This window comes from Ruegeria sp. N7 (assembly GCF_056531345.1).
This window is the reverse complement of sequence record NZ_JBQFLR010000011.1, coordinates 50963-64741: the sequence shown is the minus strand read 5'-3', so window position 1 is coordinate 64741 and position 13779 is coordinate 50963. Positions and strand designations below refer to the sequence as shown.

The 13779-nt window shown below is 61.4% G+C and carries 15 protein-coding genes; 13 read left to right on the top strand and 2 right to left on the bottom strand.

The window, feature by feature from the left end; genetic code table 11:
* The first annotated feature begins 112 nt into the window (after positions 1-112).
* The 3 genes from ACR0ES_RS13290 to ACR0ES_RS13280 all read left to right on the top strand — a co-directional run bounded on the left by ACR0ES_RS13290 (position 113) and on the right by ACR0ES_RS13280 (position 2441).
* Complete coding sequence (locus ACR0ES_RS13290) at positions 113-991, top strand: LysR family transcriptional regulator (protein WP_480774201.1); 879 nt, start codon at positions 113-115, stop codon at positions 989-991.
* A complete protein-coding gene (locus ACR0ES_RS13285; protein WP_480870952.1) occupies positions 988-1902 on the top strand; it encodes a DMT family transporter in 915 nt (304 codons plus the stop codon). The genes ACR0ES_RS13290 and ACR0ES_RS13285 overlap by 4 nt, the downstream gene beginning before the upstream one ends.
* A gap of 125 nt (positions 1903-2027) precedes the next feature.
* Positions 2028-2441 (top strand): universal stress protein, encoded by a 414-nt coding sequence (locus ACR0ES_RS13280; protein WP_480483783.1) that lies wholly within the window; start codon positions 2028-2030, stop codon positions 2439-2441.
* On the opposite strand, the gene ACR0ES_RS13275 is transcribed toward ACR0ES_RS13280, so the two are convergent.
* Positions 2438-2773, bottom strand: coding sequence for an ArsR/SmtB family transcription factor (locus ACR0ES_RS13275; protein WP_480507349.1), 336 nt, complete (start codon positions 2771-2773; stop codon positions 2438-2440). The genes ACR0ES_RS13280 and ACR0ES_RS13275 overlap by 4 nt on opposite strands.
* 84 nt (positions 2774-2857) lie before the next feature.
* Between ACR0ES_RS13275 and ACR0ES_RS13270 the strand changes: the two genes are divergently transcribed.
* The 7 genes from ACR0ES_RS13270 (at position 2858) to ACR0ES_RS13240 (ending at position 7586) form a co-directional block, all read left to right on the top strand.
* A complete protein-coding gene (locus tag ACR0ES_RS13270) occupies positions 2858-3769 on the top strand; it encodes a DMT family transporter (protein WP_480870950.1) in 912 nt (303 codons plus the stop codon).
* A 184-nt stretch (positions 3770-3953) separates the two neighbouring features.
* Positions 3954-4286, top strand: a complete 333-nt coding sequence (locus tag ACR0ES_RS13265) for an AtpZ/AtpI family protein (protein ID WP_480483780.1) — start codon at positions 3954-3956, stop codon at positions 4284-4286.
* Between the two features lie 2 nt (positions 4287-4288).
* Positions 4289-5074: a F0F1 ATP synthase subunit A gene (locus tag ACR0ES_RS13260; RefSeq protein ID WP_480538728.1), complete on the top strand. Its 786-nt coding sequence runs from the start codon at positions 4289-4291 to the stop codon at positions 5072-5074.
* 48 nt (positions 5075-5122) lie between these two features.
* Positions 5123-5347, top strand: a complete 225-nt coding sequence (locus tag ACR0ES_RS13255; protein ID WP_005981269.1) for a F0F1 ATP synthase subunit C — start codon at positions 5123-5125, stop codon at positions 5345-5347.
* Positions 5348-5433: 86 nt separating this feature from the next.
* Complete coding sequence (locus tag ACR0ES_RS13250) at positions 5434-5985, top strand: F0F1 ATP synthase subunit B' (RefSeq protein ID WP_209506152.1); 552 nt, start codon at positions 5434-5436, stop codon at positions 5983-5985.
* Between the two features lie 5 nt (positions 5986-5990).
* Positions 5991-6551, top strand: coding sequence for a F0F1 ATP synthase subunit B (locus ACR0ES_RS13245; RefSeq protein ID WP_480487178.1), 561 nt, complete (start codon positions 5991-5993; stop codon positions 6549-6551).
* A 201-nt stretch (positions 6552-6752) separates the two neighbouring features.
* Entirely contained in the window at positions 6753-7586 is an 834-nt protein-coding gene (locus ACR0ES_RS13240; protein WP_480870948.1) for a hypothetical protein, read from the top strand.
* A gap of 23 nt (positions 7587-7609) precedes the next feature.
* Here the strand turns inward: ACR0ES_RS13240 and ACR0ES_RS13235 are convergent, their stop codons facing one another.
* Positions 7610-8380 carry an FCD domain-containing protein gene (locus ACR0ES_RS13235; protein WP_267365974.1) on the bottom strand — a complete coding sequence of 257 codons (771 nt, stop codon included), beginning with the start codon at positions 8378-8380 and terminating at the stop codon, positions 7610-7612.
* Positions 8381-8530: 150 nt separating this feature from the next.
* On the opposite strand from ACR0ES_RS13235, the gene ACR0ES_RS13230 reads away from it, so the two are divergent.
* The 3 genes from ACR0ES_RS13230 (at position 8531) to ACR0ES_RS13220 (ending at position 13772) form a co-directional block, all read left to right on the top strand.
* Complete coding sequence (locus tag ACR0ES_RS13230; RefSeq protein ID WP_480483777.1) at positions 8531-9724, top strand: aminotransferase-like domain-containing protein; 1194 nt, start codon at positions 8531-8533, stop codon at positions 9722-9724.
* Positions 9725-9768: 44 nt separating this feature from the next.
* Complete coding sequence (locus tag ACR0ES_RS13225; protein WP_480870946.1) at positions 9769-10176, top strand: hypothetical protein; 408 nt, start codon at positions 9769-9771, stop codon at positions 10174-10176.
* Between the two features lie 140 nt (positions 10177-10316).
* Positions 10317-13772, top strand: coding sequence for a chromosome segregation SMC family protein (locus tag ACR0ES_RS13220; RefSeq protein ID WP_480870944.1), 3456 nt, complete (start codon positions 10317-10319; stop codon positions 13770-13772).
* Positions 13773-13779: the final 7 nt, after the last annotated feature.

Here is a 13779-nt window from a genome sequence, read left to right as displayed (position 1 = left end):
GTCCTTAAGGTCAGGGTAATCTTGTTCTGGTCCCAATATGGCTGTTGCGTTTGCGAACAAAACTCGGATACATCAACAGTTATTGTTGGAAATTGCACAGAGCGGTGTGACGATGGACAATTGGGATGAGGTGAGGACCGCCTATCAGGTGGCACGCATGGGAACCGTCAGCGGTGCGGCCGAGGTTCTGGGCGTGCACCACGCCACGGTGATCCGCCACATCGACGCGATCGAGGCCCGGTTGGGTGTCAAACTGTTCCAGCGCCATGCGCGGGGATACACCCCGACCGAAGCGGGCGACGATTTGCTGCGCGTGGCGCAGGCTACCGAAGACCAGTTCAACCAGCTTGTCGGCCGGATGAAGGGGCGCGGTGACGATGTATCGGGCGAACTGGTGGTGACGTCGCTGGGCTCCATCGCGCCATTGGTGGTGCCGACGCTGACCGAATTTCAAAAGGTGCACCCCGAGCTGATCGTGCGCTACCTGACCGGAGACCGCCTGTTCCGGCTGGAATATGGCGAGGCGCATGTTGCAATCCGTGCGGGATCGGCCCCGGATCAACCCGACAACGTTGTGCAACCTTTCCGGCAGGAAGAAGTCGGCCTCTATGCCAGCACCTCGTATATCGAACGGCACGGCAAACCCTCAGGCATCGAGGATTTCGGAAACCACCACTTCGTCAGCTCTGACGATGAAAGCAGCCGCGCGCCGTTCACCCGGTGGCTGCGTAACACGGTATCCGCCGACCGCATCACCTTTCGCTGCACTAACAATTTCTGTATGCGCGAGGCCGTTCTGGCCGGGGCCGGTATCGGCTTTATGGCCCGTTGGGAGGCCGCCCGTCATGACACTCTGGTCGAAGTGATCGACCCGCTTCCGGAATGGTTCGGCAACCTTTGGCTGGTGACCCATGTGGACCTGCACCGAACGACCAAGGTGCAAGCGTTCCTGAGTTTTCTGAAAGAAGCCTCCAAAGGCTGGTGTCCATGAACCCGCAGATGCGTGGCCATCTGGCCATGCTGGCCTTTTCGGCCCTAGTCGCAGGCAGCTTCTCGCTTGGGTCGATGATTGCCAACGAAATTGCCCCTGCTGCCTTGAATGCGGTGCGCTTTGCCATTGCGGCTGTGGTGATTGGTGTGGCGGCATTGGCGACAACCGGTCTGTCCCGCAGTGCCGCACAGGCGCCCTGGCGGTATCTGGTGCTGGGCGGGTTGTTCGCCACCTACTTTGTCCTGATGTTTTACGGGCTGCAAACCGCCCCGCCGGTCAGCGCTGCCGCGGTTTTCACCCTGACCCCCGTTGTCTCGGCCATTGCGGGCTGGGTCCTGCTGCGCCAGATCACCACGCCGCGCATGGCAATGGCCCTGACCATCGGTGCGATTGGGGCGCTATGGGTGATCTTTCGGGCCGACTGGCAGATGTTCCGCGCCTTCCAGATCGGCGGGGGCGAGATCATCTATTTCTGGGGATGTGTCGCGCACGCGATTTACACCCCCATGATCCGCAGGCTGAACCGCGGAGAACCTGCCGTCGTGTTCACGTTCGGAACGCTGGTTGCCGGGTGCCTGTTATTGGTCCTGTTCGGCTGGTCCGACCTGAAGGCGACCGATTGGGCAGCCCTTCCCGCCATTGTCTGGATCGGGTTGTTCTATATCTCATTCTTCGCAACAGCGGCCAGTTTCGTTCTGGTGCAATTCTCCTCGCTTCGGCTGCCGTCGGCCAAGGTCATGGCCTATACCTATCTGGTGCCAAGCTGGGTGATCCTGTGGGAAATCGCGCTGGGCAAACCTGTCCCGACGGGATTGATCCTGGGCGGTGTGGCGCTGACGGTCATTGCCCTGCTGATGCTGCTGAAAGAAGAGGCCCCGCGCCCCAGCCCTCAACGCCGGGCAACTGAATAAGGCCGCTCCCGATCTGAAACCGGTACAGATTGCCCACGAATTCCAAAAGCAGAATCTGTTGAGCCAGATCAAGGCAGGCCCTTGGTCTCAGGACTACCTTGGAAGGCGGACAAAAGGAGGAGATTATGTTCAAACATATCATGCTGCCGATTGACCGCCACCTGCCGCCCGAGGTTCGCAAGGCCGCAGATGTCGCCGCGCAGGTGGCAAAATGGCAGGGCGCCAAGATCACTCTGGTCAGTGTCAGCGGGGCCCATATGGGTGCATCCTCGGAAACCGAGGCCGAGATCGACAAGCAACTGGCCGACTTCACCGAACAGCTTGCATCAAAAGGCGCGGCCGAAGTTGCGGTGCGCAAGATACACTCGGTCGATGTTGCTGCCGAAGTGGACAGCGATCTGACCCGCGCGGCAGAAGAGATCGGTGCAGACCTGATCATCGTGGGCACCCATGCGCCCCGGATCACCGATTACATCTTTTCCAGCCACGCCGGATATCTGGCCAAACATGCCAGCATGTCGGTCTTTGTGGTGCGCTAGGTCTCGTCCGAGATCGGAAGCTCGACTTCCAGAAACCGTTCGAACGCATCCAGGTTGATGGGTTCGAACTGACCGAACCCCTGCATCCAGACCGAAGCGGTGCGCAGCGCGTCGGGTTCCAGCTTGCACCATTTCACCCGGCCGCGCTTTTCCTGTGATATCAGCCCGGCCTTGGTCAGGATGACCAGATGTTTCGAGATCGCCGCCAGCGACATCTCGAACGGCTCGGCCACATCAGTCACGGCCATATCGTCCTCTAGCAGCATCGCCAGAATGGCGCGGCGGGTGGGGTCGGCAAGGGCTGCAAACACGGTGTCGAGATCGTTGGACATGGGTCTTTCCTAATGGGCGAGAACCCGTTTGACAATTTCCCCCATCACGTCACTGTGCAGCGGTGATGCGCAAAGGGGGCGGCTATGGCGCTGAAATACTGGCTGGTGATCTGCGTCCTTGGCATCGGGTGGGGCATGTCTTTCATGTTCAACGCCATATTGCTGCGCGAACTTGGGCCGCTATCCGTGTCATTGGGGCGTGTTGCATTTGGGGCGCTGGGCTGTTGGATCTATGTGATTGCTGCCCGTATGCCGGTTCACCTGACACTCGGGCGCGCCATCGGTCTGCTGGGGTTCGGGGCGCTCAGCTATGCCGCACCATTTGCGTTCTATGCGCTTGGGCAGCAGCATATCGCGTCCGGCGTGGCGGGGATCGTGAATGCGACAACACCGGCCTTTGCCGTCATCGTTTCGCATTTCTGGCCGGGAAGCGAGCGTGCGACGCTGTTGAAATCCCTTGGCGTGTTGTGCGGCTTCATTGGGATTGTCGTGTTGTCCGTTCCGATTTTGCGTAATGGCGAAACCTCTCAGTTCTGGGCGGTTCTGCTGACCCTGTGCGCGCCGATCTGTTACGCGTTTTCCGTCAACATTGCGTGGGCCTTCCGTGACATGCAGCCGGTGGTGCTGGTCGCCCTGGCCCTGACGGGGGCGGCCTTGGCAATATTACCCCTGGCGCTTTGGCGTGAAGGCCTGCCGGTGATCGAGCACACTGAAACCTGGCTTTCGTTGCTGATGATCGGTTTTGTGCTGACCTCGGCCGCTTTCATTGCCTTCTACTGGTTGCTGCCCAGAGTCGGGCCAACCAACATTTCGACAGTCACGCTGATCGCGCCGGTTTCCGCCCTGATACTTGGAACCTGGGTTCTGGGGGAAACTCTGCAACCCGAACATTTGATGGGCATGGCGGCGATTTTTGCCGGGCTCTTGCTGATCGACGGACGCCTTGTTCGACACCTGTGGCCTCAGCGCACGCACAAAGATCAACCAAAAGGTTGAATATGGGTTTTTGGGAGATTGTTGCCGTTCAGGGCATGGGCAAGCAATTTGGCTGGACGAGTTAACCAGTAATAACAGTTTAAAAACAACACACTAACCTGCGTCATTTCACGCCATCAACGCCGTTGACTCTGGGCCTTTCGCGCCTTAGCACCATGCGCAAGACAGCGCGAGGATTCCGTCCGTGACCGATGACGACCAAAAGCAGCGTATGGCGCAGCTTGAGGCCAAGATCGACGCGGCGAAAAAGGCCAGACAACCGGCTGCCCGCGCTGACAGTGACATATCCGGGGGCGAGCTTGCCTGGAGGATGGTCATCGAAATGGTTTCCGGTCTGGGGATCGGATTTGGCATCGGATACGGGCTGGACAGCCTGCTCGGGACAATCCCGATCTTTCTGGTGCTGTTCACATTGCTGGGCCTTGTCGCGGGCGTGAAGGTTATGCTCCGCAGCGCGAAAGAGGTTCAAGATAAACAAGCGGCCCATATGCAGGCCGAAAAGGACGAGAGGGACTGAACGTGGCAAGCGAGACCACCGCAGCACACGGCGCCGAAGGCGCAGACCACGCAGCAGAAGCCAGCAGCCTGGTGTTTCACCCGATGGACCAGTTCATCGTCAAGCCGCTGTTCGGTGGCGAGATTGCCTGGTACACCCCCACCAACGTGACCCTGTGGCTGTTCCTGGCCATCGTGGCGATCTTTGGCCTGCTGGTTCTCAGCACATCAAAGCGCGCCATCGTCCCGACCCGGATGCAGTCGATTGCGGAACTGGCCTATGGCTTCATCTACAAGATGCTGGAAGACATCTGCGGCAAGGACGGTGTCAAGTACTTCCCCTATGTCATGACCCTGTTCATGTTCATTGTGACCGCAAACTTCCTGGGCCTGATCCCGACCTCGTTCACCACCACGTCGCATTTCGCCGTGACCATCCCGCTGGCGCTGGCCGTGTTCCTGACCGTGACCATTCTGGGTTTCGTCAAGAACGGTGCCGCGTTCCTGGGCCTGTTCTGGGTCTCCAGCGCGCCGCTGGCGCTGCGCCCGATTCTGGCGATTATCGAGCTGATCTCGTACTTCGTGCGCCCCGTCAGCCACTCCATTCGTCTTGCAGGTAACGTCATGGCGGGCCACGCGGTGATCAAGGTGTTTGCGGGCTTTGCCGCAATTTCCCTGATTTCGCCCGTGTCGGTTCTGGCGATCACCGCAATGTACGGTCTCGAGGTCCTGGTGGCCTTCATTCAGGCCTACGTATTCACCATTCTGACCTGTGTTTATCTGAAAGATGCGCTGCATCCTTCGCACTAAGGTCCGATAACCCAACATCGAAACTTCCAATTCGTAAGGAGATACATCATGGAAGGCGATCTCGCACACATCGGCGCAGGCCTGGCAGCAATCGGTTCCGGCGCAGCCGCAATCGGGGTGGGCAACGTTGCAGGCAACTTCCTAGCCGGCGCCCTGCGCAACCCTTCGGCGGCTGCTTCGCAGACCGCAACCCTGTTCATCGGTATCGCATTCGCAGAAGCCCTGGGGATCTTCGCATTCCTGGTCTCGCTGCTGCTGATGTTCGCCGTCTAATCTGCGGAACCTGATCCTTACGCGCAGGTGGGTCCAAGCCATAGCGGCCCACCTGTTGTAAAGACAACGTTCCGACGGAGGACATCATGGCGACTGAACCCATTAGCGAAGAAGTAGTTGGCGCGTGCGTCGACTCGCATGGCTCTGCCATCGGGATGCCGCAGCTCTGCTTCGATTGGTTCCCCAACCAGATTTTCTGGCTGGTCATTACGCTGGTCGTCATCTTTCTGGTCCTGTCTCGCGTGGCTCTGCCCCGCATCGCGGCAATCCTGGCCGAGCGCCGGGGGACCATTACAAATGACCTGGCTGCGGCCGAAGATCTGAAGGCCAAAGCGGTCGAGGCCGAGGAGGCCTATAACAAGGCGCTGGCCGATGCCCGTGCCGAAGCGCAGCGTATCGCGGCCGAAGCACGCGCAGAAATCCAGGCTGGTCTGGATGATGCGATTGCCAGGGCGGATGCGGAAATCGCTGCAAAGGCGGCTGAATCGGAAAAGGCAATTGCCGAAATCCGTGCCGGTGCGCTGGAAAGCATTCAAGTGGTCGCCAAGGATACGGCGGCTGAACTGGTCACCGCGCTGGGCGGCGAGGCGGATGCCAAAGCCATCGACAGTGCCATTGACGCGCAGATGAAAGGATAAGTGACATGCGGAACACTCTTGCCCTTATCCTGACCGTTGGTGCCGCCAGCCCCGCGCTGGCTGCAAGCGGTCCGTTCTTCTCGCTTGGCAATACTGACTTTGTCGTCCTTCTGGGCTTCATCGTTTTCATCGCGGTCCTGTTCTACTTCAAGGTGCCGGGCATGATCGGCGGTGCGCTGGACAACCGTGCCGAAGGCATCAAGGCCGAGCTGGACGAAGCCCGCGCCCTGCATGAAGAAGCACGCAGCCTGCTGGCTTCGTACGAGCGCAAGCAGCGTGAAGTGCAGGCACAGGCCGACGCGATAGTCGAGGCGGCCAAACAGGACGCGGCTCTGGCTGCGGACCAGGCGAAAGTCGATCTCGAAAAGTCGATTGAACGCCGTCTGGCTGCTGCGCAGGATCAGATTGCCTCGGCCGAAGCCTCTGCCGTTAAAGACGTGCGCGATCAGGCCGTTTCGGTTGCGATTGCCGCCGCCAGCTCGGTTCTGGCCAAGCAAATGACAGCCGCGCAGGCGAACAAGCTGATCGATGCCTCGATCGCAGATGTGGGCGCCAAGCTGCACTGACGGGGACACCGACAGGTAAAAAACGCAGATGACCCGAGAGCATTGCGCTGTCGGGTCTTTTGTTTTGGTGGCGGGGCTGATTGTATTGACCGGAACATCACCCGGATTCTGTACCCTTCAGAGGGTCTGAATGTTCCGCTTGGGGTCTAAGGGTGCGAAAAGAGCAGGGAAAGACGGGCCGTGGCAGGCGAAGACGTTTCGATGAATATTGTTGGGGTGGTCAGGAACGGCGGGGCCGCGCTGATCGAAAGCATCAACAGGATCGAAGACCTGACCACCCGCTTGCACCGCTATTCCGTGACCATCGCGACAAACGACAACGCCGATCGTACAGATCGGGTTCTGTCCGAATTCGCGCGCCGCGACCCGAATGTGGACCTTGTCCGCATGGATGGTCTGGCGTCCAGACTGCCAGACCGGGTCGAGCGGATCACGGCGGCCAGAAACGCAGTCCTCAACAGGCTGGAAGAACGCGACAGCGGTCACGACCTGACACTGGTGCTGGATCTGAACGGGCCGAATGTCTGTCTGGACGTTCAGACGGTTCTGACTGCCGCACAACGGTCCGTACCGCGCTGGGAAGGTGTCTTCGCCAATTCCCAACCGGCCTATTACGATATCTACGCCCTGCGTTGCGCGGGCTGGTGTGACGAAGACGTCTGGCAAAGACTTCAGACAACGCGCAAACCGCTGTTCGGGCGCCGAAAGTGGCGGAAAGTTCTTCTGAAATCAGCGGTTTTCGACCGGCAGTACCACATCCCGTCCGATATGCCCCTGATACCGGTCGACAGCGCCTTCGGCGGTGCAGGAATGTACAAGACCCGCGCCCTGCGTGGCCTGCGCTATTCCTGCCGGGACGAAAAGGGCGACCTCGTGTGCGAGCATGTGATGCTGCATAAACACCTCAGGGACCGGGGTGCGCGGCTGTTCATCGACCCGGCCCTGACAACCATCGCCCCGAATGACGATCTGGGCGAAGGCAGCGGCGCACCTTTCCCGTCACACCTGATCCAGCCCGAGACCGGGGCCGCCTGATCCCTGAGGGCACTTGGAAAGCGCTAGGCCTGACGGGTTTCGTGCTGCAACCTTTGCTGCGCAACAGCCTCGTTCCGCTCGGCCTTCTGCTGATCGATCATGCAGCGTTCGACAAAGCTCAGATGCGTTTCGACGGCCTGACGTGCGGCTGCCGGATCGCGGGCCTGAAGGGCTGCGTTGATAGTGCTGTGCTGGTCCAGAATGGCCTCGCGGGTCGCGCGCTGCCGGAACATTGTCCGCCGGTTATAGAACACACCCTGCACCAGCAGGTCATACATTGACCGCATCATATGCAGCATCACCACATTGTGGCTGGCTTCGATGATGGCCATATGAAACTCGGCATCCAGCTGCGCCTCTTGGTCCGCAGCGTTCCGGTCATGGGCCGCCCGCATCTTGTCATAGATCGCCTGAACAACCTTCAGGTCGCTTTCTGATCCCAGCCGCGCGGCCCGTTCCGCCGCCAGCCCCTCCATGTCGCGGCGAAAGGACAGGTAATCGAATACGGCCTCGTCATGGCTGCTGAACAACCGGATCAGCGCCGGCGAAAAGGCCGAGCCCAAAACCTCGGCCACATAGATCCCGGAGCCGGCTTTTGTTGTCAGCAACCCCTGTTCCTGAAGCTCGGACACCGCATCGCGCAGGGACGGGCGCGACACACCCATCCGTTCGGCCAACTCACGCTCGGGCGGCAGGCGCTCCCCGGGGCGCAGGATGCCGCGCAGGATCAACAGCTCGATCTGGCGAACGACCGCAAGTGACAGTTTTTCCGTCTGAACTTTCTGAAATGGCATGGTCCGTTCCGAAATTGGTCAACTCATTTGACCATGGACAGGGGGGCTGTTCAAGAATACCCGGTCACATCCGCTGAAATATTAGGTCAGAAGTGTTGACTTTAATTTGAGAAAGCATAGGCTGCGCCGAAATGAGATCGGAGGAGCCTCATGTCCCATCACCCTTTGTTTGCCACCCGGGCTTCCCGGATGAAGGCGTCAGAAATCCGCGAGCTGCTGAAACTGCTCGATCAGCCCGGCATCATTTCCTTTGCCGGGGGCATTCCGGACCCCGCGCTTTTTCCCGCCGAGGCTTTCGCGCAAGCGTTTCAGCAGGCATTGGGGCCGGACATGCAGGCGCAGGCGCTGCAATATTCGGTCAGCGAAGGCTATGCCCCCCTGCGCCGGTGGCTGGTGCAGCACATGCGCGAGATCGGAGTGGAATGTGACATGGACAACGTCCTGATCACCTCGGGCTCGCAGCAGGCGCTGGATTATCTGGGCAAGCTGTTCCTGTCCCCCGGCGACACGGCCTTGGTCGGGTGGCCCACTTATCTGGGTGCTCTTGCCGCGTTCAACGCGTATGAGCCGCGCTTTGACCGGCTTAATGGCAACAAGGGGGCCGATGAATTCAGGGCTGCGGCAGGGGATGGCGCCGTGAAATTCGCCTATCTGTCGCCCGATTTTGCCAACCCGACAGGCGAAACCCTGACCCGCCCGGGTCGTGAGGCCTTGCTGGAACTGACCGACGAACTGGACTGCGCGTTGATCGAAGACGGCGCCTATCAGGCACTGCGCTATGACGGTGATCCGATCCCGCCGATCCTGGCTTTGGAACAGGCACGAAAGGGGTCGATCGAAAACTGCCGGACGATCTATTGTGGCAGCTTCTCGAAAACCCTGTCACCGGGTCTGCGCATGGGGTGGGTGGTTGCGGCCAAGCCGATCATCTCGCAGATGGTTCTGCTGAAACAGGCGGCGGATCTGCATTCGGCGACCATCAACCAGATGGCCGTGCATCAGGTGGCGGAAGCGTGCTTTGACACCCATATCCCGAAAGTGCGCGACACTTACCGCGCGCGCCGTGATGCGATGCTGGATGCGCTGCAACAGCACATGCCTGACGGGGTGGCGTGGACGCGCCCCGAAGGCGGCATGTTCGTCTGGGTGACACTCCCCGCCGGGATCAGTGGGTCTGACCTGCTGGCGCATGCGCTGGATACGGTGAAAGTGGCCTTTGTGCCGGGGCAGGCGTTTTTCCCAGACGGCAGCGGGGCAAACACGATCCGGCTCAGCTTCTCGAACTCGGACGAGGCGACGATCCGCGAAGGTATCCGCCGGTTAGGCGAAGTTCTGCGCGCCTGACGTCCAGAAAGGTTCTGTTAACCAAATTGCTGCAACTCTGCGGCATGATCCGGTTTCTCGCTCCGCTCCTGCTGGCCGCCTGCGCCGCCGGGACCCCGCATTTCCGCGACGTTCCTGCCACCCGCGTGGCGGTGAACGGCAGTGTGTTCGATGTGCGCGTGCGCGGCGATCTGGCCGAGGCGGTGCGGATCAACGCGCAATATGCACCGCGGCTAGGCCCTGTTCGGGATCGCGCCGCGCTGGCCATGGCGCAGGTTTCGGGCTGCCCGATCCTCGACGTGCTGGGCGATGCGGCTGTCACGGTTGGTGTTTTGGGGTGTGACCGCGAGGCGGGGGAACGGCTGCTGCTGACTGCCGTCTCGACGCCCCGATATGAATGTATCGACTATGGCATCTATGAAAATGTCCGGGGCAGTACCGGGTATCAGGTCTTTGAATGCAGCCCATACTGACATACGCGTGTTCCTGCGCATTTCGGCAAGATGTTGTGGATAACTTGCACTGATATCCCATATCCTGCGCAACTCCGTTGACTCGGACCCCATCCCTTGCGCAGACTTTCAATTCATAGGAATCACGGGACACGCGGCCATTGCGTTTCAGCAAGCTCAAACTGACCGGCTTCAAAAGCTTTGTTGATCCGACCGATCTGATCATCGCGGACGGGTTGACCGGTGTGGTGGGTCCGAACGGCTGTGGCAAGTCCAACCTTCTGGAAGCCTTGCGCTGGGTGATGGGTGAAAACCGCCCCAAATCCATGCGCGGCGGCGCGATGGAGGATGTGATCTTTGCTGGCGCCGCCACACGGCCCGCCCGCAATTTCGCCGAAGTTGTCCTGACCATGGACAATTCCGAACGTCTGGCGCCTGCGGGGTTCAACGACACCGACCAGCTTGAAATCGTGCGCCGGATCACCCGCGATGTCGGCAGCGCCTACAAGACCAACGGCAAGGATGTGCGCGCGCGCGATGTGCAGATGCTGTTCGCGGATGCCTCGACCGGTGCCCATTCCCCGGCGCTTGTTGGGCAGAACCGCATCGCCGAGCTGATCAGCGCCAAACCCCGCGCCCGCCGCCGCATTCTGGAAGAGGCCGCCGGGATTTCGGGGCTCTATCAACGCCGGCATGAGGCCGAGCTGAAGCTGAAAGCGACCGAGTCCAACCTGACCCGCGTCGATGACGTGCTCGAGCAGTTGGGCGGGCAGCTTGCGCAACTGGCCCGTCAGGCCCGTCAGGCCGCACGCTATCGCGAAATCGGCGAACAGCTGCGTCAGGCCGAGGGAATGCTGCTCTATCGCCGCTGGAAAGAGGCCGACATGGCCCGCCAGCAGGCTGAAGACAAGCTGCGGGCCCGGATTTCCGAGGCCTCCCGCGCCGAGGCCGAAGCCCGCGCCGCAGCAGCAAAAAGGGCCGGGATCGAAGAAACCCTGCCCCCTCTGCGCGAGGAAGAGGCCATCGCCGCCGCTGTCCTGCAACGCCAGCAGGTGCAGCGCGATCAACTGACCGATCAGGAAACCCGCGCGCGCCAGACCATTGAAACACTGACCAGCCGCATTCATCAGCTCGGCAAGGATATCGACCGGGAAACCGGCCTGAACCGCGATGCGGGCCAGATGATCGAACGGCTGGAATGGGAAGCCCGCGAACTGGCCAAGGCTGCCGAAGGGCATGACGCGAAGGTGGCGGAAGCCGCAGAAATTGCCCGCGAAGCCGCGTCGATCCTTCAGAACCGCGAAGACCACCTGTCGCAGCAGACCGAAGATATGGCGCGTCTGGTCGCCCGTCACCAGTCGGCGCAGCGACTGGTCGAAGACAGCCGCAAGACGCTGGCACGCTCTGAGGGCGAAGAGGAAAAAGCCCGGCTGGCCGTGGATGAGGCCAAAACAGCCCTGACCCGTGCCAGCGAGGCGTTTGAAACTTCGCAGGAAAGCGAGGAAGAAGCCCGCGAAGCCGCCGAGGCCGCCGAAGAGGCGCTGGCCGCCGCAGATGAGTTGCGCAATGAAACGCAGGCCCGCGAAGCCGAGGCACGCGCGCAACGGTCCGAGGCCGAAGGCGAATTGGGTGCAATCCGCGCCGAAACCACCGCACTTGCCAAGCTGGTGGAACGCGACACGGCCGAAGGCGGGCAGGTGATGGACCTGCTGCGCGTGGAACCGGGTTTTGAGAAGGCGCTGGGTGCTGCGCTTGCCGATGACCTCCGTGCGCCGCTGGTCGAAGGTGACGGCCCGTCCGGCTGGGTTCAGGTGGCAGGGTATGACAGCGATCAGCCCTTGCCCGATGGGGTCGCCCCGCTGGCGCTGCACGTGTCAGGGCCGGACAGGCTCAGCCGTCGCATCGCGCAGATCGGGCTGGTCGATGCGGATAAGGGCGCGCGGTTGCAGGCGTCGTTGAAGCCGGGCCAGCGTCTTGTGTCCCGCTCGGGCGATCTGTGGCGCTGGGACGGGTTCCGCGCCTGGGCCGAGGATGCGCCAAGTGCGGCGGCGCTGCGACTGGAGCAGCTCAACAAGCTTGAGGCGCTGAAACAGGAACTGGCCCGCACCGAGGCGCAGGCCGACGGCGCCCGCGCCGCGCATGAAACCCTGTCGCGGCAACTGGCGGACGTGACCGAGGCCGACCGACGCGCGCGCGAAGCCCGCCGTGCCGCTGATCAGCGCATGGCCGAAACCGCACGCCAGCTCAGCCGCGCCGAGGCGGATCGCAACCTTGCGCAGGGCAAGCTGGAAACACTGGCCCTTGCCGTGGATCGCCACAAGGAAGATGCCATGTCCGCCCGTGTGCAGCTGCGCGAAGCCGAGGCGGCGCTGAACGATCTGGGTGACCTCGACAGCGCCCGCGCCGAGGTTGAGGACATCAAACAGACGGTCGAGGCGGCGCGGATCACCATGCTGACCCACCGCTCGACCCATGATGAGCTGCGCCGTGAAGGCGATGCCCGTACCCGTCGCACGCAGGAGGTCACCAAGGATCTCAGCGGCTGGCGGCACCGTCTGGAAACGGCCGAGAAACGGATTTCGGAACTGGCCGAGCGCAAGGAAAGCTCGGAAGAGGAACTGACCGAGGCCATGGCCGTCCCCGGCGAAATCGCCGAGGCGCGGGAAGAGTTGAACGAGTTGATCGAAGCCGCCGAAGCCCGTCGGGCCGACGCCGCCGACAAGCTGGCCGAAGCAGAAACACAGTTGCGCGAAGTGGTGATGGCCGAGCGTGAGGCGGAACGCCTGGCCTCGGAAGCTCGCGAAAACCGCGCCGCAGCCGAGGCGCGCAGTGACGCGGCAAAGGAAAGCGTGCTTGCGGCAGCAGAACGAATTGCCGAAGACCAGCAACTGACCCCGAACCAGCTGCTGAACCAGCTGGACGTAAACCCCGACCAGATGCCCGCCGCGGATGCGCTGGAGGCCGAAGTGAACCGCCACAAGCGCCAGCGTGACGCCATGGGCGCAGTGAACCTGCGGGCCGAGGAAGACAGTAAGGACGTTCAGGAAGAATTCGACACGCTCAGCAGTGAAAAGGCCGATCTGGAAGAGGCGATCAAAGCCTTGCGCAGCGGCATCTCCAGCCTCAACCGCGAAGGCCGCGAACGTCTGCTGACCGCGTTTGAACAGGTGAACTCGAACTTCGCGATGTTGTTCAAGCACCTGTTCGGCGGTGGCGAGGCCAATCTCGTCATGGTCGAAAGCGACGACCCGCTGGATGCGGGGCTGGAAATCATGTGCCAGCCGCCGGGCAAGAAACTGTCGACCCTCAGCCTGCTGTCGGGCGGCGAACAGACCCTGACAGCGACCGCGCTGATCTTCGGCGTTTTCCTGGCCAACCCGGCCCCGATCTGTGTGTTGGACGAGGTTGACGCGCCGCTGGACGATGCCAATGTCACCCGTTTCTGTGACCTGCTGGACGAGATGTGCCGCCAGACCGACACCCGTTTCCTGATCATCACCCACCACGCGGTGACCATGGCGCGCATGGATCGTCTGTTCGGCGTCACCATGCAGGAACAGGGCGTCAGCCAGCTGGTCTCGGTTGACCTGAAGAAGGCCGAGCAGATGGTGGCCTGACCGCTCA